This is a genomic window from Sandarakinorhabdus sp. (genome assembly GCF_031430775.1).
GTDB lineage: Bacteria > Pseudomonadota > Alphaproteobacteria > Sphingomonadales > Sphingomonadaceae > Sandarakinorhabdus.
Genome location: NZ_JANPCD010000160.1, coordinates 1 through 18,622 on the forward strand (window position 1 = coordinate 1; position 18,622 = coordinate 18,622).

Here is an 18,622-nt window from a genome sequence, read left to right on the forward strand (position 1 = left end):
CGCGTCGGCTCTCTCAGAAATCGACGGCGATACCGCCCTTTTCCCAGTCGCCGTAGCGCACGGGATCGAGGCCATCTCTGCCGCCGATTTCCTTGCCGCCAATCTCCTTTGCCGGCGGCGCCGATGGCACTGCCCCTGGAGCGTCCGGGGCGGGCGAGGCCGGCTCCGGCGTCTTTTCTTTATCCATAACCTCAGTTTCCCGTTGGCGCCCACTGCGCTACGGCTTGCCACTAACAGCAAAACCATCGGGGTGCAGCGTGACAGAATCGCTTGAGGGCAAGGTCATTGCCGTGACAGGGGCCGGCAGCGGCATCGGCCGGGCATTGGCGCTCAACATGGCGGCACGCGGCGCGGTGCTGGCGCTGGCTGACATGGATGCTGCCGGGCTGGCCGAAACCAAGGCATTGCTCGGCAACCGCCCGGCCAGCATCACCACGCTGGATGTCACCGACACGCCGGCGTTGGCTGCATGGGTCGCGTCGGCCGTGACAGACTTTGGCAGGCTCGATGGCATCATCAACAATGCCGGGCTGTCGGTGGTGGCGCCGTTTGCCGATTGCCCGCGCGACGATTTCAACCGCGTCATGGACGTGAATTTCACCGGCGTGGTCGAAGGCTGCCGCGCCGCGCTGCCGCACATCCGCAGCGCCGCAGCCAAGGACGGCGTGGGCTGGGTCGTCAATATTTCCAGCGTGTTCGGCATGATGGGCTACCCCACCCAAAGCGCCTATAACGCCAGCAAATATGCCGTGCGCGGCCTCACCGAGGCGATGCATCTGGAATTGGCCGTCACCGACCCCGCCGTGTGCGTTATCCGCGTCCACCCCGGCGGCATCAAGACCAACGTCGCCAAAAACTCCAAGCGCATCGCGTTGCTGCCGGGGCAGGACCCGAATGCCGATTTCGCCGCCGAGTTCGAAAAGGCCGCGAAAACCACGCCGGAACAGGCTGCCGAGGTCATTGTGCAGGGCATGATCCGCCGCCAGCACCGCGTGCTGATCGGGCCCGATGCGCGCTTCATCGACTGGATGGTGCGGCTGTTCCCGGTCACCTACTTCAAGCGCATCGGATCGTTTCTCGGGCGCGGCGATTGAGAAGGGGATTGCCGGCGCGCTTGCAGGCCGGCCCTGACACGGGCAAAGGCCGCGCATGAACACCGGCCCCACCCGCGCTCCAGACCGTCCGCAAGCCGGCGTACCCGCCCGGCGCGGCGCGCTGCGCATCCTGATGGCGGTGCTGGGGCGCGGCCAACCGCTCGACCTGGCGCTCGAAGGCGCGCTGGTCGGCATTTCGCTGCCGCAGGACCGGGGCCTCGCCCGCTTCCTTGCCGCCACCGTGCTGCGCTGGCTGCCCGATCTCGATGACCTGATCGACAGCGCCACGCCCAAGCCGCTGCCCGAGGATGCCCGCGCCCGCCAGGTGCTGCGCATTGCGCTTGCCGGCTGGTTGCGGCTCGGCACACCGCCGCACGCCGTGGTGGCGACATCGCTGGCGCTGGTCGAAGGCGGGCCAAAGCGTCTGGTCCACGGCGTGCTCGGCAATCTCATTCGCCGCCCCGCCGTGCTGCCCGATGCGCCGCGCCTGCCCGACCTGTTCGCCATCCGCTGGGCGATGGACTGGGGCGCCGAAGTTGCGCAAGCTGCCGGGCAGAGCCTTGTCGATGAACCGGCCACCGACTTGACCTTGCGCGATCCGGGCGAAACCGCGCACTGGCTGGCCGAACTGGGCGGCAGCAGCCTTGCGCCGGGCCATATCCGCACGGTGCGCAAGGGCAGCGTTACCGAATGGCCGGGCTTCGATGAAGGCGCCTGGTGGGTGCAGGATCTCGCCGCCTCGCTGCCGGTCCGGCTTCTGGGTGCCGCCCCCGGCAGCCGCGTGCTCGACCTGTGCGCCGCGCCGGGCGGCAAGACGATGCAACTCGCCGCCATGGGCTGCGATGTCACCGCGCTCGATGTCGGCGAAAACCGGCTGGAACGCGTGCGCGAAAATCTGGCGCGCACCTGCCTTTCGGCCACGCTGGTGGCCGGTGACGCCCTGCGCTGGCAGCCGCCGCATGGCGAGTTGTTCGACCATGTCCTGCTCGATGCACCCTGTTCGGCCACCGGCATCTACCGCCGCCACCCCGATGTGCTGCATCTCAAGGGTAGCCGCGATCTGGCGCCGCTGACGCTGTTGCAGGCCGCCCTGCTCCGCCGCGCCGCCGCCTGGCTCAAACCCGGCGGCACATTGGTCTATGCGACGTGCAGCCTCGACCCCCGTGAAGGCGAACGCATCGCCGAACGCATCATCGCCGGCCTGCCGCGCGACCCGATTGCAGCAGACGAACTGCCCGATGGCCTGACCCCCACCGGCGAAGGCTGGGTCCGCACCCTGCCCGGGCAGCTGGCAGACGCTGGTGGCATCGACGGCTTCTTCATAGCAAGGTTCCGCAAGCTGGCGGATTGACGGCGTTCGCCCGCCGCGCTGTCCTACAGCCGGCATTCGTGCGATTACTCGGCGGTTGTTTCTTATCGTCAGAACTGCGCAGGTCGGTTTTTTTGTGTGGCCCATGCGCGGCCCGAAAAATCTCACGAAACCGTCAACTTCGTCAACTTCCGAACACTACAGGAAATTAAAAAATCCTGCGTATTCAGTTGGATAACTCATTTGTGGCAGGCCGGGACGCCGCCGCTCAGCCTCGCCCGCCGAACAATGCGCTGCCGACACGCACCACTGTCGCACCAAGCAGCACGGCGGTAGGATAATCCGACGACATGCCCATCGACAGGCCTGCAAGGGCGTGGTCACGCGCCAGTTTCGCCAGCAGCGCGAAATAGGGTGCCGGTTCGACATCAGCGGGCGGCACGCACATCAGGCCGATGACCGGCAGGCCGGCATCACGGGCCTGCGCCAGCAACGCCGGCAGGTCGGCAATGGCGCAGCCGCCCTTCTGGTCCTCGGCGCCGATATTGACCTGGATGTAGCAGTCGGGCCGGCGCCCGCTGGCGACCATGGCCTTGCCCAACGCCGTCACCAGGGACGGACGATCGACGCTGTGGATGACATCGAACAGGCGCACGGCGGCTTCGGCCTTGTTCGATTGCAGCTGGCCGACGAGGTGCAGCACGATGCCCGGCGTTTCGGCTGTGAGCGCAGGCCATTTGTCCGCCGCTTCGCTGACGCGGTTTTCGCCGAAATGCCGCTGGCCAGCAGCAATCAGCGGGCGAATGGCATCGGCATCAAAGGTCTTTGATACGGCGACCAGCTGCGCGGCATCGGTTCGGGCGGCGTCCTTCAGCGCACGGGCAATGCCGCCATGCACCTCGGCAAGTCGTTCGGAAACCGCGTCCACCAGATCAGAAGGCGATGTTGGTGCCGAGGTAAACCGCGCTGTCGTCGGCGTTCGGATCAAGCAGCGACGGCTTGTCCGGGGCGAGGCGGTATCGCACACCGCCGGTCACCGAAAGCCGCGGTGCCACGGCATAGGCGCCGCCAAGTTCAACCGAATAACGCCGCTGCTGCGGCGCAAAGGAAAGCGCCTTGTTATGTTCGGCCGTGCCTTCCAGCTTGGTGCGCCAATTGCGGCCGCCATAGCTGACGCCGACATTGACCGAATCCGCGAGCGGCCCGCCCAATACCGGCGTGAACGGCGTGCGTTCGATATGACGGAAGCCGGTGTTGACGCCAAAGCCCTTCCAAGAAAGCCCGACATCGACGCCATAAGAGGCCGGAACCACAAAGGCATCCGCCGGCGCCGAAGCACGCGAACGGTCAGCAGCCAGCGCCACGACGCGCGTAGCGACGCCGATCGACAGGGCCTTGCGATTGTCACTCTGGCCTGACGGCGTAAAACGGAAGGCCCGCTCAACGGTGGCAGAGCGCGCCGAGGCCGCACTGCCCGATGCAGTAAAGCTGAACCGGCCGGGATCAGTGACCGGCGGCTGGAAACTCGGGATCGGCGTTTCGATCGTGAAGCGATGCTTGATCGGCTTGGAGGCGGTGGCCGCCCCGGCCTGGGCCGCCAGGGCTGGAGCGCAAAGAAGCATCGCAAAGGCAACGGCGGACGATATTGCAACATGCGCAAGCGCGCGCCTCTGCGGTGAGCCCGCAGAGTGGAAAGCGCCAGCGGGATGCCCCGCGACCGATTCGAACGCCGTGTTCATGGCTTTGGCTTATCAGGCCATTGCTTTCTCGCACATAAACGAATCTCGGTCTTGGTCGGAATCGGGCACATTTCCGCTGTGCCTGTTGCTGCAAGCCCACAGTTCAGCCTGTTTTTCTGCCATTTTGGCGTCCCTCAGCCCGGCACGGTCAACCCCGGTGCCCGACTCGGGCGCCTCATGCGCTTGGGCTTGGCGTCCTGCCTGCCCTGCGCCTATAAGCAGCGCCGGGCTGACCCTCCAGCCACGCCATTTGTTGATGAAAGTCCTGCCATGCGGCGAATCCTGATTGTTGTCCTGCCGGTCGCCCTGGCGCTGGGGCTGACCGCCTGCGGCGGCAAGAAGGAAAAGGCTGCCATCGGCACGCCGGCTCCGGCACGGCTGACCACCATCGGCATCAACGCCTATCTGTGGCGCGCCTCGCTCGATACCATCGGGTTCATGCCTTTGGCGCAGGTCGATTCCAACGGCGGCGTCATCATCACGGACTGGTTCGCCAGTCCGCAGACCCCCAATGAGCGCGTGAAGGTGACGATCACCGTGCTCGACACCGAATTGCGGGCCGATGCGATTCGCGTCGCGGCCCAGCGCCAGACGCTGGGCGCCACCGGCTGGATCGAAGCGCCGGTGCGCGCCGGCACAGTGCAGCGCCTCGAAGAGACCATTCTGGGCCGCGCCCGCGACCTGCGCCGCAACACGGTCGCGCCGGGCGGTTGAGGCACATGGCGCGGTTCGATCACGAAGCGGCGGAGCGCCGCTGGCAAAAGGCGTGGGACGACGCCGAGAGTTTCCGCGCCAATGACAGCAGCGCAAAACCCAAGGCCTATGTGCTTGAAATGTTTCCCTACCCTTCCGGGCGGGTGCATATCGGGCACGTCCGAAACTATACGATGGGCGATGTGCTGGCCCGCATGCGCCGCGCCCAGGGCTTTGAAGTGCTGCACCCCATGGGCTGGGATTCCTTTGGCATGCCGGCCGAAAATGCCGCCATGGAACGGGGCATCCACCCAGGCGGCTGGACCCGTGCCAATATCGCAACGATGCGCGCCCAGCTGAAACGGCTGGGCTTTGCACTGGACTGGAGCCGCGAGCTTTCGACTTGCGAGCCCGACTATTATGGTCAGGAACAAGCCCTGTTCCTCGATCTGCTGGCCGCCGGGCTGGTGTATCGCAAGGAATCGGCGGTCAATTGGGATCCGGTCGACATGACCGTGCTGGCCAATGAACAGGTCATCGATGGACGCGGCTGGCGTTCCGGTGCGCTGGTCGAGCGTCGCAAGCTGAGCCAATGGTTCCTGCGGATCACCGATTTCGCCGAGGATCTGCTTGCCGGTCTGGGCACGCTTAATGCCTGGCCCGACAAAGTCCGGCTGATGCAGGAAAACTGGATCGGCAAGAGCCAGGGTTTGCAGTTTACATTTCAATTGGACGGCACCGTACCGCAGGGCGCCGCCGGTCATTTCGATGTGTTCACCACCAGGCCCGATACCCTGTTCGGCGCCAGCTTCGCCGCGATCGCCGCCGATCACCCGTTGGCGCAGGCGCTGGCGGCCAACAACCCCGTTCTGGCGGCATTCGTCGAAGAATGCCGTGCCGGCGGCACATCGGCGGCCGATATCGAAACCCAGGACAAAAAGGGCTTTGATACCGGCCTGTCGGTCATCCATCCGCTCGATCAGACTGTGCGCCTGCCGGTCTTCATTGCCAATTTCGTGTTGATGGACTATGGCACCGGCGCCATTTTCGGTTGTCCCGGCCATGACCAGCGCGACCTTGATTTTGCACGGAAATATCAGCTTCCGGTGACCCGCGTCGTGGCGCCTGCGGGCGAAGAGAATGCGGCTATTCAGGACGAGGCCTATGTCGGCCCGGGGCTGCTTTGCCACTCCGCATGGCTGGACGGCATGACGGTGGATGCCGGCAAGGCCGCGGTGATTGGGCGGGCCGAGGCCGATGGCTGGGGCAAGGGCGTGACGCAATTCCGCCTGCGCGACTGGGGCGTGTCGCGCCAACGCTATTGGGGCACGCCGATTCCGGTCATCCATTGCAACGATTGCGGCGCCTTGCCGGTGCCGCGCGCCAGCCTGCCGATCATGCTGCCCGAGGATGTGACGTTTGACGTGCCGGGCAATCCGCTCGACCGCCACCCGACCTGGAAACATGTCGATTGCCCGTCGTGCGGCAAGCCGGCGCGGCGCGAGACCGACACGCTGGATACGTTCGTCAACTCATCCTGGTATTTCATCCGCTTCGCCAGCGCGCCGGGTGATCGGCCCTTCGATCCCGTGGTGGCCGCGCAGTGGCTGCCCGTCGGCCAGTATATCGGCGGCGTCGAACACGCGATCCTGCATCTGCTCTATGCGCGGTTCTGGACTCGTGCCTTGCAGCACATCGGCATGCTCGATGTGGCGGAGCCGTTTGCCGGACTTTTTACGCAAGGCATGGTGACGCAAAGAACTGCATTCAAGAGAAATAAAAAAACGAATAATATCGTTTGGGTTGCAACAAACAATGTAAGTTCAAATAATGCGGGCTGGTCCGTTGAGTCCGACACAAAGCGACGGGTAAGCTTAGGGCGCGTCGAAAAAATGTCGAAGTCCAAGAAGAATGTCATCGATCCCGATGACATGCTTGGCCGGTACGGGGCCGACGCGTTGCGCTGGTTCATGCTTTCCGATAGTCCACCCGAGCGCGATCTCGCATGGTCGGAAGCGGGCATCGACGGCGCGGCACGCTTCATCCAGCGCGTCTGGCGGCTTGCGGAGACAGAAGCCGGCGGGCCTGCTGATTCGCAGCCGGACAGCGACGACAAGGCTTTGCGCCTTCTCCACCGTATCATTGCTGCCGTGACAAGCGATATCGACCGGCTACAGTTCAACAAGGCCGTTGCGCGTCTTTATGAACTGGTCAGCGCCCTGGAACGCGCGCCCGCCGGTGCGGGCCGCCGCGCTGGCGTCATCGGGCTGGTTCAGATGGTGGCCCCAATGGCGCCGCATCTGGCCGAAGAAGCATGGGCCACGCTGGGTCAACCGGGCATGGTCTGTGATGCCACTTGGCCCCTTGCCGATCCGGCGTTGCTGATCGAAGATACGGTCACCATTGCAATTCAAGTCAACGGCAAGCTGAAGGACAGCATGGAAGCCGCCAAGGGCATGGACAAGAGCGCGATCGAGGCCATGGCACTGGGCCGCGACAAGGTCGTCCGGGCGCTGGCGGCGCAGCCGATACGCAAGATTATCGTGGTCCCGGATCGCCTGGTGAACCTTGTCGTCTGACAGCCGCCCGCTTGGCGCCGCAGCCGCGGTCTTGCTGATGCTGACGCTGTCCGCTTGCGCCTTGTCGCCGGTCTATGGCGGCGGAGGGCGCAGCGCTTCTGCCCGATTGTTGAACGACATCAGCGTCGCGCCGATCACCGATCGCGCCGGCTTTCTGGTGCGCGAATCGCTGAAGGAGCAATTGGGCAAGCCGGCTGCAAATCCGCGCTACCGGCTTGAGGTTCTGCTCGACGACAAGATCGTCGCTTTTGGCGTGCGCGGCGACAGTTCCGCTGCGCGTGAGCGCCGGACGCTGCGGGCGCGGTTCCGTCTGGTCGAGGCATCCACCGGAACCGTCGTGCTGGACGACACTGCTACCGCCGACGCCGGGATTGACCGTGTCAGTTCCAACTACGCCGTGGTCGCGGCCGAAGCCACAGCGTTGGAACGCCTGGCCAATGACATTGCACGGCAGATCACCGCCCGGCTTGCGCGCCACGGCAATGCGACCGCCAAGAAGTCCACGGTCTCTGACAGCCCGCGATGAAGGCTGATCTGGCCCGCATCATGGCAGCGGGACGGTCATGGCCCGCCGGGCTTCGCATGGTCTTGTTCCATGGGCCTGATAGTGCGGCTTCGCTTGATTACGCTAACATGCTGTCCGCTGCGCTCGGAAGCGCCGCAGATGTCGATGTGATTGCCGGCAAGCAACTGGCCAGCGACCCACAGGCCCTTGTTGCTGCCGCCAGCAGCCTGTCGATGTTCGGGGATGCCCGCATCATACGCGTCACTGGGCTGGATGACGATGGATTGCCGGCGGTAGAGGCGTTGCTGGCCGGACCGGCGGCGGCACACAGGGTCATCGCCGTGGCTGGCGGATTCAAAAAGGGCAGCAAACTGCTCGCCTTGGCGGAAAAATCCGAATCCATCGCGTCCATGATCAGTTATGCACCGAGTGCGGGCAATGCACCCCGGATGATCGGTGACATTGCAGCGCCGCTTGGCCTGAAGCCTGACCGGGATGCCGCCATGGCCCTGTTTGACGCCACCGGCGGTGACCGCATGATCATCCGGCGTGAACTGGAAAAGCTGGCGCTCTACCGCGATGCCGGCCCGGAGCGTCCCCAATCATTGACCTTGGCGGATGTGGCAGCGGCCTCTGTCGGCGCCGGTGACGCCGAGCAGTCCGATCTGGTCGCCGCCATCACGGCCGGACAACCGGCGCGCGTGGTTGACCTTGTCGGGCGCATGCCTGGCGGGACAGCCATTCCGCTCCTGCGCGCACTGGACCGACGCCTGTCCTTGCTGCTTGGCCTGCGCGCAGTCGTCGAAAGTGGTTCATCGCCAGCCCAGGCCGTCGACAGCGCTCGGCCCCCGGTGTTCTGGAAGGACAAGGATGCGACGACTGCCGAGTTGACCTTCTGGACCCAGGCCTCGCTCACCAAGGCGATGTCCGAGGTGCTGGCGGCGGAGCGTGCAGTGAAGGCAACAGGTAGCCTGGGAGACCTGGGCGCCGATGCAGTTGTCATCGCCATGGCAAGACGTGCCCATACAGCCCGGCGCAGAGTACAGCGCTAAATACTATAATTCGTTGTTATAAAAGAGTTTACTTGCTAGCCGTTGAGCCGTGAACACAGCCAGTCAAGCTGGTCCAAAGTAGAAAAACGGATGGTAAGACTGCCGCTACTGGAACCGGGTGCCACCAGCAACGCCACAGGCATGCCAATCGAATCAGTCAACTGCAATTCCAGCGCATCGGTATTGGCGTCCGCGGTGGGCAGAGACCGTGCAGCCGCAGACTTGGGCTTTTCCCGGCCGGAAGCAAGCTTTTCGACGGCGCGCACCGACAAACCCTCGTTGATGGCGCGCTGGGCGAGCGCAACCGGGTCGGCGGCGCTGACAAGCGCCCGGGCATGGCCCATCGCAAGCAAGCCGTCTTCGACCATGGTCTGGACGGTCACTGGCAGGTCGAGGAGCCGCATCAAATTGGTAACGTGGCTGCGTGATTTCCCGACAATATCGGCGAGCGCCTGCTGGGTATGGCCAAACTCGTCAATCAGCCGGCGATACCCATGTGCTTCCTCGATGGCATTCAGATCGCTCCGCTGAATATTCTCAATCAAGGAGATTTCGTGCGCTTCGCGGTCATCGAGGCTGCGCACCACTGCCGGCATGTCATGCAGACCCGCCGCCTGGGCCGCGCGCCAACGCCTCTCGCCAGCGACAATCTCATGGCGGCCATCGCCAAGTGGCCGCAGCAGGATCGGCTGCAGGATGCCGTGCAGCTTCACCGATGCCACAAGCTCGTCCATTGCCTGCTGCTCAAATCGCCGGCGCGGCTGCACGGCACTGGCAACGATGTCGGCAATACTGACACGTCCGACACCGGGAGCGCCCGGTGTCGGCGGGCTGCTCACGTCGTCCAGAAGGGCTGAAAGACCGCGCCCAAGCCCGGATATTCTCTTTTTATCAGCCATTTATCAGCTAGCCTTCGACAAAGGGCGCGCGGTCCGGGCCAGCAGTTCCCGAGCCAATGCGACATAGGCCTCGGAACCTGCACAGCGGCTGTCGTACAGCAGCGCTGGCAACCCATGGCTGGGCGCTTCAGACAGGCGCACGTTGCGCGGAACCATTGTCTGGAAGACCTTGTCGCCCATCACGGCTCGCACATCGTCGCAAACATTGTCGCTCAGCCGGTTACGGCGATCAACCATGGTCAGGACTATTCCCAATAGTTGCAGCCGCGGATTGAGGCCGCTGCGCACGCGCTCGATGGTCCCCAAAAGCTGCGACAGGCCCTCAAGGGCAAAAAATTCTGCCTGTAGCGGCACCAACACCGAATGCGCCGCAACCAGGGCATTCAGTGTCAGCAGACCCAGCGATGGCGGGCAATCAATCAGGACAAAGTCAAAGCATTGCATCGACTGCAAAGCATCAGCCAGTCGGTGGCTACGCCGCTCGCCATCCACCAACTCAACTTCCGCACCCGACAATGCCGCGCTCGCGGGCAGCAGGGACAAGCCGGGAATGGATGTCTTCTGAACTGCATCAACCAGCAAGGCTTCGCCCAGGAGGACTTCGTAGATAGACACATCACGCTGGCGACGGCCAACGCCAAGACCGGTTGAAGCATTACCCTGTGGGTCGCTATCCACCAGCAAGACTTGCTTGCCCGCCGCTGCAAGTGCCGTGGCCAAATTGACGGCAGTTGTGGTCTTGCCCACCCCGCCCTTCTGATTGGCCACCGCAATGATCATCGACGCCTCGAAATTTCCCGCACCTGACGCGCCATCACGATGCGCGCGTCAGAATCCGTGGAGCTGGGGATCAGTTCATGATCAAACTGGAACTGCTTGGACGCCATGGCAAGCTCTTCCTGGGCGCGCATGCCTTTTGGCAACAACCACAAGGTGTTACGATCTGCATATGGCAGGCCCCAGGCAAACAATTGGGGCAATGCTGCCAGTGCGCGCGCGGTGATGACATCGAAAACCTGGCGTGAGAGTGCCTCGATTCGGCAATTTTCGACGCGCACGCGATCCGCAACGCCAAGGGCTTCGGCCGCAACCTCGAGGAAGCGGCATTTTTTTGCGATCGACTCCACGAGAGTAAGCCGCGCTTCGTTATCCAGGATGGCGATAACGAGGCCGGGGAAACCGCCGCCAGCGCCGATATCAAGCCACCTTTGGCCGGGACCCGCCAATGGCAGCAGTTGCGCGGAGTCCGCAAAATGCCGACTCCAGATGTGCGGCAATGTGCTGGGCCCGACAAGGTTCATCCGCCCCTGCCATTCGATGAGCAAGGCTTCGTAGACGGCAAGCCGTTCCAGTGTTTCACGTGAAACATGATAGGCCGCGGCAAAGGCTGCTTGGTCGGCGCCTGTCATGCGGCCCTGCTCGCAAAGGGTAGCAACGCTATCAACGCTGCCGGCGTGACGCCCGGAACGCGCCCCGCTGCGCCCAGGGTGACAGGGCGAGCCGCCATGAGCCGCTCTGTCATTTCATGACTCAACCCTGGAACAAGCGCATAGTTCAACGAGGCCGGCAGCTGCAGTCCCTCGTCGCGGCGCAAAGCAGCGACTTCAGAATCTTGGCGCGCCAGATAGATGGCGTAGTTGGCGTCCACAGCGAGAGACTCCAGCAATTCATGCGCAATCTCGGTCAGTTCCGGCCAGAGTGCGCGGGCTGCGTCCGGAGTCATGGCCGGAAAGCGCAGCCATTCGAATGCAGACCGTATTTGCCCATCCTGCCTTGCATCCAACCCGGCTGCGGCCAGCATCGCTGGCGATGCCTTCAAGCTGTTGAGCAACGCTTGTGCCGCTTCCCGCGCGGCCAATTTCGTGGCGAATTCATCACTTTGCTCCGTAGCAACCAGTTCGAGCAAGGCGCCTTTTGGGGTCAGTCGGCGATCAGCATTGTCGGTACGAAGCCGCAAGCGATACTCCGCCCTGGATGTAAACATGCGGTAGGGTTCAGCGGCGCCATGCGTGGTGAGATCGTCGATCATGACGCCAATGTATGACTCTGCCCGGTCAAGAAGCAGCGCCGGCTTCCCAAGAGCGGCTGCGGCGGCGTTGGCGCCAGCCACCAGCCCCTGGGCGGCCGCTTCCTCATACCCTGTGGTGCCATTGATCTGCCCGGCAAGGAAAAGGCCGGCTATGTCCTTGGCGCCCAGGCGGCAGTTCAGTGCGCGCGGATCAACATGATCATACTCTATCGCATAGCCTGGCCGCAGGATGACGGCGCGCTCCAGCCCCGCGATGCTGGCAATGAACTGTTGCTGCACCGCCAGCGGCAAAGACGTGGAAAGGCCATTGGGATAGATGGTTATGTCATCATAGCCCTCCGGCTCAAGAAAGACCTGGTGACCTTCGCGATCGCCAAAGCGCACCACCTTGTCCTCGATCGACGGGCAGTAGCGAGGGCCGACGGATTCGATGAAGCCGCCGTAAAGCGCCGATCGCTCGAGATTGTCCCGGATGATCTGATGGGTGCCGACGTTGGTCCGCGTCACCCCACACGGCAGTGAGGGCCGGGCAGCCACCTTCCGGCTGCTGAACTGCGGCCGATCAGCGTCGCCGACCTGCCAATCAAGGCTTGCCCAGTCAATACTGCGTCCATCGAGGCGCGGCGGCGTCCCCGTCTTCAGGCGCGCCACTGGCAATCCCAGCGCGCGCAACGCGTTACCCAGCGATGATGCCGCCGCGCCCACCCTGCCCCCGGCCGCTCGGGTATCGCCGATATGCATCATTCCGCCTAGGAACGTGCCTGTCGTCAGCACAACGGCAGGCGCACTGATACGGCCATGGTCAGTCTCGACACCGACAACCATTCCTTGCTCGACCAAAAGCGCCTTCGCCTGCGCCACGACCTGCACGATGCCCGGCATGGTTGCCAATGATGCACGCATCGCCTCGCGATAAAGCCGGCGATCCACCTGCGCACGCGGACCATGCACAGCAGGTCCTTTTGAGCGGTTGAGCAGGCGAGACTGCAGGCGAGACTGATCCGTGACATGACCCATTACGCCGCCGAGGGCCTCGATCTCGCACACAAGGTGACCCTTGCCGATGCCACCTATCGCCGGATTGCAGGACAGTGTCCCCGGGTCATCGGCACGCAACGTCAGCAGCGCGACCCGGGCACCGCGACGGGCGGCAGCGGCGGCCGCCTCGCAACCGGCGTGACCGGCTCCGACAACAATGACGTCGTATTCAGACATGGCCGCGTCATACCGGAAATCAGGCCATAGTTCCACGTGGAACTATTTTCCGACGCAGAACTGCGAAAAAATCCGGTCAAGCACGTCATCGACATCAACCCGGCCAGCAACCCGTCCAAAGGCGTGTGCGGCTGTGCGGAGACATTCCGCTCGAAGCACTGGGTCTGAGGCCTCTGCCGCTGCGCGAAGCGACAGCGCAGCATCTGCGAAGGCCGCCCGATGTCTGGCATTTACCAGCAAGGCCGGCTCGCCAGGACGCACCAACTGCTTGGCCCAATCGGTCAACCAGGCGCGCAATTCTGCCACCCCGTCGCCGCGAAGCGCCGAAACCGACAACGCCTTGCTCGGCAGGCTTGCCGGCCCGTGGGTATCGATCTTGTTCACGACAACCAGACCGTCAACTTCAGGTTCCGTCTGCTCTCCCGGCACAACTACTGTGATCACGAGGTCAGCAGCGGCAGCCCTAATACGCGCCCGGCGTATGCCCTCCGCCTCGATGACATCGACAGTATCGCGAAGGCCGGCAGTGTCGATGAGAAGCGCACCGACGCCATCAAGCACGATGGGTACCGCGATAGGGTCCCGAGTCGTACCAGCAAGAGGTGTTACAATCGCAGCCTCACACATCGCTAAAGCATTGACTAAACTAGATTTTCCTACATTCGGCGCACCTGTGACGGCAATGGTCAGCCCGTTCAGCACTTGGGCAGCGCGGGCTGAGTCGACCAGCAGCAACGCAAGTCGGTCCGCCATGGCCAACAGCGTCTCCCTCGCTGCTTCATCCAGCCGCTGCGCCACATCTGCCTCATCCTCGGCAAAGTCCAAGCCGGCCTCGGCCTGGGCAAGCACCGCCAGGCATTCGCTCCGCCATGCTTCCGCAGCACGACTCAGCGCTCCGCCAGCCAAGGACAACGCTTGCCGACGTTGCGCCGTCGTCTCGGCTGCAACAAGGTCGGCGATGCCTTCGACCTCGGCCAGATCAAGCCGACCGTTAGCAAAGGCCCGGCGCGTGAACTCCCCCGGCTCGGCCAGCCGGACGTCGGGATGCGCCAGCAGCGCCCCAAGCACCGCATCAATAACGGCGACGCCGCCATGCAGGTGCAGTTCGGCAAGGTCTTCACCGCTGGCGGTATCTGGACCGGGGAAACAGACAACCATGGCCTGATCCAGCAGTTCCGCCGTCACCGGATCATGGAGACGCCGCAGCGAAAGTCGCCGCGGGGTCGGCAATGGTCCTCCAAGCAGCCCGGAAAGTGCGGCAAAGGCACTTGGGCCGGATAGCCGGATGACGGCAATGGCAGCTGGCGGCCGTCCTGACGCCAGGGCGGCAATAGTATTCGCCATAAGGGCTTCAGCCCTGCGAGGACTTGGTGATCGCCGATGTGAACAGTTTTTGCCACTGGTCGAAACCATCGGCAATTCCGGGCATCCAAGCCTTCGTCATCTTTTCCCAATCAGCGGGCGTGACGCCGTCGGTAATCGCGCTCTTGAACTTTTCCAGGTAGATATCGTGCACCGGCGTCAGATCAGGCAGGCCGAAAAAAGCCCTCGCTTCGGCGGGTGTGCACTCGATATCGAAGGTGATTTTCATGGCTCTTGCCTCGGCGCCCGTGCTGCTGCCATCATCCTAGCGAGGTTACACCCACGGCGGCAAGCGGGACTTGCCTAACCAGGTTTTATCAAACACTTACCGCGCACAATAAGTGCAGCAAACGGGAGAAGTTCGAAATGGTCCGCATCATAATGTCCCAAACCGGTGGGCCGGAAGTGCTGACACTGACCGATGCCGATCCAGGCCTGCCGGGCCCGGGTGAAGTCTTGTTGCGACAAACGGCCATCGGGCTGAACTTCATCGATACCTATCACCGCTCGGGCCTCTACCCGTTAGCGCTACCAACCGGGCTTGGCCTTGAAGCGGCCGGCGTTGTGGAGGTCGCTGGGGCGGGCGTAACCTTGGCGCCGGGTACCCGCGTAGGTTACTGCTGGGGTCCGATTGGCGCCTATGCCAACCATCGCTGCATCGCAGCCGACCGGCTCGTGGAGCTTCCAGACACAGTCAGCGACGAGATGGCCGCTGCTGGCCTGCTCAAAGGCTGCACCACGGAGTTTCTTGTCGAACGCTGCGCCGGCGTGCAGCCGGGGCAATGGGCGTTGGTGCCCGCCGCAGCGGGCGGTGTCGGCCTGTTGCTGGTACAATGGCTCAAAGCAGTCGGGGCGCATGTCATCGCGGTGGCGGGAAGCACGGCCAAGGTCGAGTTAGCGCTGGCGCACGGCGCGGACCATGGCGTGACCGATGGCGAGGATGTGGCGGCGCGGGTTCGTGACATCACCAATGGACGCGGCGTGGATGTCGTGTTCGACGGGGTTGGCAAGGCCAGTTGGGAGGCATCGCTGGCAAGCCTAAAAAGGCGCGGGCTGATGATCAGTTTCGGCAATGCATCGGGTCCGGTGACCGGCGTGGATCTGGGCATCCTGGCGCGCATGGGTTCATTGTTCGTGACCCGGCCGACGCTGTTCGATTACTACGCGACGCCCGATGCCATGCACACATATGGGGCACGCGTTCTGGCGATGATGGCTTCAGGCGCGATCAAAGTGCGGGTCGATCAGCGTTATGCGCTGGCCGATGTCGCCCGCGCTCATGACGATCTGGCGGCACGGCGGACAACGGGGTCGACAGTGCTTGTCCCCTGAGCACCATGACCGCTCTCAGGCGATGATGGGGGAAATTTCCAGCCAGCCTTCGTAGATCATCTTCATCGCGACATACAGGATAACAACAAGGCCGACATAGGCGATCCAGCGGAAGCGCTCGATATACTGGGCGATGATGTTGGCCGCGATACCCATGAGCGCCACCGACAGGACCAGGCCGATGACCAGGATATCAGGGTGTTCGCGCGCGGCGCCAGCGACAGCGAGCACATTGTCCAGGCTCATCGACACATCGGCAAGGGCCACGGCCCAAGCGGCGGCGGCAAAACTCTTTGCCGGCGGCGGCGCGGCATGGGCGACAAAATCATCGCTCTCGCCGGGTGCATCGATCATGGCGCGGCGTGGGTGCAATTCGCGCCACATCCGCCAGGCCACCCATAGCAGCAATAACCCGCCAGCCAGAATAAGGCCAACGATCTGAAGAAGTTGTGTCACCATCAGCGCAAAACCGATGCGCAGGACCAGCGCAGCAATGATCCCGATCAGGATAACCTTCTTGCGCTGGGCTGCGGGCAGGCCGGCGGCAAGCGCGCCGACAACAATGGCGTTGTCGCCGGCCAGCACCACATCGATGAGCACGACCTGGCTGAAAGCCGACATCGCCTCGGGCGTGAAGAAATGCGCAATATCCATGGGCGTCATGTAGGGGGCGTCGGCGGCAAACGCTACCCCGCCAGTGTCGTCACCAGGTCCATGAGATAATCGCGGGCGCGCATGAGCGAATCGACGCGAACCCGCTCATTCAGACCATGGACTCCATTGCCGTCGGAATCGAGGAACAGGCCCGGTGCGCCGTAAACAGGGATGCCGATGGGCGCGATGTAGATGGCATCCGTCGCCCCAGTCGACATCATCGACAGCACTGGCACGCCGGGGAAGTGTTTTGCCGCAACCGCCTTCATCGGGCCGATGACCGCCGGGTTGAGCGGCGGTGCGACCGCAACCGGTCTGACCGGCAGCTTGAGCGTTATGCCAACCCTGGTATTGCCGATGATGCTGCCGAGTATGGCCTTGAGCGCCTCTGGGTCGGTGCCGGGGAACATGCGGCAGTTGACGTTGGCTGACGCACGCTGGGCAAGGGCGTTTTCGGCATGGCCGGCCTCGATGGTCGTGGCGACACAGGTGGTGCGCAGCACACTGTGGTTGGTGGGGTCCTGGCTGACGATGGCATTGGCCTCCGCATCGGCCGGGTTGGCGAGCAGTCGCGTGATGGCCGCGCCATAGGCCGGCGGCAGCACAGGCGCGATACCCGAGAAATAGGCGCGCGTGGTATCGTTGAACTGCACCGGGAATTCATGGACGTTGATCGCCACCAGCGCACGTGACAGGTCGGTGATGGCATTATCGGGGCGCGGCACGCTGGAATGCCCGCCGGGGTTGGTCGCGGTCAGGATGTAATTCTGCACGGTCTTTTCGCCGACCTGCACGGCCAGACCCTGGCGCTTGCCATCAGGCGAAAGCCGCCCGCCGCCGCCTTCGTTGAGGGCAAATTCGGCGGCAATCAGCTCAGGCCGGTTCTTTGCCAGCCAGTCGGCCCCGTTGAACGCCCAGGTGGTTTCCTCGCCGCAGGTCAGCGCCAGCTTGATGGTGCGCTTCGGCGCCTTGCCGGCCTGTTTGAGGCGGATCAGGATGTCGGTGAAGATCGCCGCCTGCGATTTGTCATCGACAGTGCCACGGCCATAGAAAAAGCCGTTCTCCTCGATCAGCACATAGGGATCACGGGTCCAATCCTCGCGCTTGGCTACGACGACATCGAGATGGCCGAGCAGCAGCATGGCCTTGGCCTTTTTGTCCTTGCCGGGTAGCACGGCGACGATGCCGCCCTCCTTGGGGAATTTGGCGTCGGCGAACAGGGTGATGGCGTCATCGGCATAGCCGGCAGCCTTGAGGCGCACGGCGAGCTTTTCGGCTGCGACGGTGCAGCTGCCGGTGGTGATGCTGGTGTCGGTTTCGACCATTTCCTTGTAAAGGCTGCGAAATGCGGCCTCGCCAGAGGTTTGGGCCAGCGCTGGAGTGGCGGACAGGACGGCGGCGAGCAACAGGGCTTTGAGGGTCATTTGCTGTCCTTGGCATTGGCATAAATGGCAATCAGATCGAACAGATAATCCCGTTCCTTCATGACGCCTTCGACGGAAATTCGCTCATTGAGACCGTGCACGCCATTGCCATCGGGCATGCCGAAGCGGCCGGGCATGCCATAAGTGGCAATGCCCGCGGCGTTGAGATAGCGGCCATCAGTGGCGCCGGTAGCCATGGTGGGGATGAGGGGGACGCCGGGGAAATGCTTCGCCGCGAGCGCCGCGGCCGGGCCATGGACTTGCAGCGATAGCGGCGGCGGCGGGGCGGCTTGTTCGGGGTTTTCCGATGCGCGCGGGGTGACGCTTATGGTCGAATCACCCAGCCGCTGCGCGATCTGGCCGCGCACTTTTTCCACGCTCTCGCCGGGGAACATGCGGCAGTTCACATTGGCCTGGGCGCGCTGCGGCAGGGCATTGCGGGCGTGGCCGGCATCCAGCATCGTCGCCACGCAGGTGGTGCGCAGCGTGGAGTGCCAGCCCGGATCCTTGGAGACCATGGCATTGGCCTCCGCATCGGCCGGATTGGCGAGCAGGGCGCGAATGGCGGCAGCGGTTTGTGCATCGCTGATCTTGGCCATTTCCGCGAAATAGGCGCGCGTCGTATCTGACAGGATCACCGGGAAATCGGTCTTCGCCAGATTCACCAGGCCGGCGGCAAGTTCGTAAATCGCATTGTCGGGGCGCGGACGGCTGGAATGGCCGCCGGGATTGCGCG

19 protein-coding genes are annotated in these 18,622 nt (G+C 63.7%); 7 read left to right on the top strand and 12 right to left on the bottom strand.

Annotated features, from left to right (window positions below):
* Window positions 1–13 precede the first annotated feature (13 nt).
* Window positions 14–187, bottom strand: coding sequence for a DUF1674 domain-containing protein (locus tag RMQ73_RS10000; protein WP_310498060.1), 174 nt, complete (start codon window positions 185–187; stop codon window positions 14–16).
* Between the two features lie 70 nt (window positions 188–257).
* On the opposite strand from RMQ73_RS10000, the gene RMQ73_RS10005 reads away from it, so the two are divergent.
* Together RMQ73_RS10005 and RMQ73_RS10010 are read left to right on the top strand one after the other, a co-directional pair.
* A complete protein-coding gene (locus RMQ73_RS10005) occupies window positions 258–1,094 on the top strand; it encodes an SDR family oxidoreductase (RefSeq protein WP_310498061.1) in 837 nt (278 codons plus the stop codon).
* Window positions 1,095–1,149: 55 nt separating this feature from the next.
* Window positions 1,150–2,445, top strand: coding sequence for a transcription antitermination factor NusB (locus tag RMQ73_RS10010; protein WP_310498062.1), 1,296 nt, complete (start codon window positions 1,150–1,152; stop codon window positions 2,443–2,445).
* 226 nt (window positions 2,446–2,671) lie between these two features.
* Here RMQ73_RS10010 and RMQ73_RS10015 read toward each other — a convergent pair whose 3' ends face one another.
* Both RMQ73_RS10015 and RMQ73_RS10020 read right to left on the bottom strand, forming a co-directional pair.
* Window positions 2,672–3,331, bottom strand: a complete 660-nt coding sequence (locus RMQ73_RS10015; protein ID WP_310498064.1) for a YggS family pyridoxal phosphate-dependent enzyme — start codon at window positions 3,329–3,331, stop codon at window positions 2,672–2,674.
* Window positions 3,332–3,335: 4 nt separating this feature from the next.
* A complete protein-coding gene (locus RMQ73_RS10020; protein WP_310498066.1) occupies window positions 3,336–4,025 on the bottom strand; it encodes a hypothetical protein in 690 nt (229 codons plus the stop codon).
* Between the two features lie 387 nt (window positions 4,026–4,412).
* On the opposite strand from RMQ73_RS10020, the gene RMQ73_RS10025 reads away from it, so the two are divergent.
* From RMQ73_RS10025 to holA, 4 genes are read left to right on the top strand one after another with little or no spacing between them, the layout of a single operon-like run.
* Window positions 4,413–4,856 (top strand): DUF3576 domain-containing protein, encoded by a 444-nt coding sequence (locus tag RMQ73_RS10025; protein WP_310498068.1) that lies wholly within the window; start codon window positions 4,413–4,415, stop codon window positions 4,854–4,856.
* A gap of 5 nt (window positions 4,857–4,861) precedes the next feature.
* Entirely contained in the window at window positions 4,862–7,414 is a 2,553-nt protein-coding gene (gene leuS / locus RMQ73_RS10030) for a leucine--tRNA ligase (protein ID WP_310498071.1), read from the top strand.
* Between the two features lie 37 nt (window positions 7,415–7,451).
* A complete protein-coding gene (lptE, locus tag RMQ73_RS10035) occupies window positions 7,452–7,940 on the top strand; it encodes an LPS assembly lipoprotein LptE (protein WP_310498073.1) in 489 nt (162 codons plus the stop codon).
* 56 nt (window positions 7,941–7,996) lie between these two features.
* Window positions 7,997–8,971, top strand: a complete 975-nt coding sequence (holA, locus tag RMQ73_RS10040; protein ID WP_310498088.1) for a DNA polymerase III subunit delta — start codon at window positions 7,997–7,999, stop codon at window positions 8,969–8,971.
* A gap of 35 nt (window positions 8,972–9,006) precedes the next feature.
* Here the strand turns inward: holA and RMQ73_RS10045 are convergent, their stop codons facing one another.
* From RMQ73_RS10045 to RMQ73_RS10070, 6 genes are read right to left on the bottom strand one after another with little or no spacing between them, the layout of a single operon-like run.
* Complete coding sequence (locus RMQ73_RS10045; protein WP_310498075.1) at window positions 9,007–9,870, bottom strand: ParB/RepB/Spo0J family partition protein; 864 nt, start codon at window positions 9,868–9,870, stop codon at window positions 9,007–9,009.
* Window positions 9,871–9,873: 3 nt separating this feature from the next.
* On the bottom strand, window positions 9,874–10,650 hold the full coding sequence (locus RMQ73_RS10050; RefSeq protein WP_310498077.1) for a ParA family protein: 777 nt from the start codon (window positions 10,648–10,650) through the stop codon (window positions 9,874–9,876).
* Window positions 10,647–11,279 carry a 16S rRNA (guanine(527)-N(7))-methyltransferase RsmG gene (gene rsmG / locus RMQ73_RS10055; protein WP_310498079.1) on the bottom strand — a complete coding sequence of 211 codons (633 nt, stop codon included), beginning with the start codon at window positions 11,277–11,279 and terminating at the stop codon, window positions 10,647–10,649. The genes RMQ73_RS10050 and rsmG overlap by 4 nt, the downstream gene beginning before the upstream one ends.
* On the bottom strand, window positions 11,276–13,114 hold the full coding sequence (mnmG, locus tag RMQ73_RS10060; protein ID WP_310498081.1) for a tRNA uridine-5-carboxymethylaminomethyl(34) synthesis enzyme MnmG: 1,839 nt from the start codon (window positions 13,112–13,114) through the stop codon (window positions 11,276–11,278). The genes rsmG and mnmG overlap by 4 nt, the downstream gene beginning before the upstream one ends.
* A 42-nt stretch (window positions 13,115–13,156) precedes the next feature.
* Entirely contained in the window at window positions 13,157–14,458 is a 1,302-nt protein-coding gene (gene mnmE / locus RMQ73_RS10065) for a tRNA uridine-5-carboxymethylaminomethyl(34) synthesis GTPase MnmE (protein WP_310498089.1), read from the bottom strand.
* 7 nt (window positions 14,459–14,465) lie between these two features.
* Complete coding sequence (locus tag RMQ73_RS10070) at window positions 14,466–14,705, bottom strand: DUF6489 family protein (RefSeq protein ID WP_310498083.1); 240 nt, start codon at window positions 14,703–14,705, stop codon at window positions 14,466–14,468.
* 137 nt (window positions 14,706–14,842) lie between these two features.
* Between RMQ73_RS10070 and RMQ73_RS10075 the strand changes: the two genes are divergently transcribed.
* Entirely contained in the window at window positions 14,843–15,808 is a 966-nt protein-coding gene (locus tag RMQ73_RS10075) for a quinone oxidoreductase (RefSeq protein WP_310498085.1), read from the top strand.
* 15 nt (window positions 15,809–15,823) lie between these two features.
* Here the strand turns inward: RMQ73_RS10075 and RMQ73_RS10080 are convergent, their stop codons facing one another.
* The 3 genes from RMQ73_RS10080 to RMQ73_RS10090 all read right to left on the bottom strand — a co-directional run.
* Complete coding sequence (locus tag RMQ73_RS10080) at window positions 15,824–16,462, bottom strand: YjbE family putative metal transport protein (RefSeq protein WP_310498090.1); 639 nt, start codon at window positions 16,460–16,462, stop codon at window positions 15,824–15,826.
* Window positions 16,463–16,494: 32 nt separating this feature from the next.
* Window positions 16,495–17,886, bottom strand: coding sequence for a M20/M25/M40 family metallo-hydrolase (locus RMQ73_RS10085; RefSeq protein ID WP_310498086.1), 1,392 nt, complete (start codon window positions 17,884–17,886; stop codon window positions 16,495–16,497).
* On the bottom strand, window positions 17,883–18,622 hold a 740-nt coding region (locus tag RMQ73_RS10090; RefSeq protein WP_310498087.1), incomplete at its 5' end, for a peptidase dimerization domain-containing protein. The genes RMQ73_RS10085 and RMQ73_RS10090, both read right to left, overlap by 4 nt.

Bases quoted from the DNA above. Each gene is read 5' to 3' on its own strand.
- mnmG (WP_310498081.1), bottom strand. From the start codon at position 13,114: ATGTCTGAATACGACGTCATTGTTGTCGGAGCCGGTCACGCCGGTTGC.
- RMQ73_RS10085 (WP_310498086.1), bottom strand. From the start codon at position 17,886: ATGACCCTCAAAGCCCTGTTGCTCGCCGCCGTCCTGTCCGCCACTCCA.
- RMQ73_RS10050 (WP_310498077.1), bottom strand. From the start codon at position 10,650: ATGATCATTGCGGTGGCCAATCAGAAGGGCGGGGTGGGCAAGACCACA.
- RMQ73_RS10075 (WP_310498085.1), top strand. From the start codon at position 14,843: ATGGTCCGCATCATAATGTCCCAAACCGGTGGGCCGGAAGTGCTGACA.
- RMQ73_RS10010 (WP_310498062.1), top strand. From the start codon at position 1,150: ATGAACACCGGCCCCACCCGCGCTCCAGACCGTCCGCAAGCCGGCGTA.
- mnmE (WP_310498089.1), bottom strand. From the start codon at position 14,458: ATGGCGAATACTATTGCCGCCCTGGCGTCAGGACGGCCGCCAGCTGCC.
- rsmG (WP_310498079.1), bottom strand. From the start codon at position 11,279: ATGACAGGCGCCGACCAAGCAGCCTTTGCCGCGGCCTATCATGTTTCA.
- RMQ73_RS10070 (WP_310498083.1), bottom strand. From the start codon at position 14,705: ATGAAAATCACCTTCGATATCGAGTGCACACCCGCCGAAGCGAGGGCT.
- lptE (WP_310498073.1), top strand. From the start codon at position 7,452: ATGCTGACGCTGTCCGCTTGCGCCTTGTCGCCGGTCTATGGCGGCGGA.
- RMQ73_RS10020 (WP_310498066.1), bottom strand. From the start codon at position 4,025: ATGCTTCTTTGCGCTCCAGCCCTGGCGGCCCAGGCCGGGGCGGCCACC.
- RMQ73_RS10045 (WP_310498075.1), bottom strand. From the start codon at position 9,870: ATGGCTGATAAAAAGAGAATATCCGGGCTTGGGCGCGGTCTTTCAGCC.
- RMQ73_RS10080 (WP_310498090.1), bottom strand. From the start codon at position 16,462: ATGGATATTGCGCATTTCTTCACGCCCGAGGCGATGTCGGCTTTCAGC.
- leuS (WP_310498071.1), top strand. From the start codon at position 4,862: ATGGCGCGGTTCGATCACGAAGCGGCGGAGCGCCGCTGGCAAAAGGCG.
- holA (WP_310498088.1), top strand. From the start codon at position 7,997: ATGGTCTTGTTCCATGGGCCTGATAGTGCGGCTTCGCTTGATTACGCT.
- RMQ73_RS10025 (WP_310498068.1), top strand. From the start codon at position 4,413: ATGCGGCGAATCCTGATTGTTGTCCTGCCGGTCGCCCTGGCGCTGGGG.
- RMQ73_RS10000 (WP_310498060.1), bottom strand. From the start codon at position 187: ATGGATAAAGAAAAGACGCCGGAGCCGGCCTCGCCCGCCCCGGACGCT.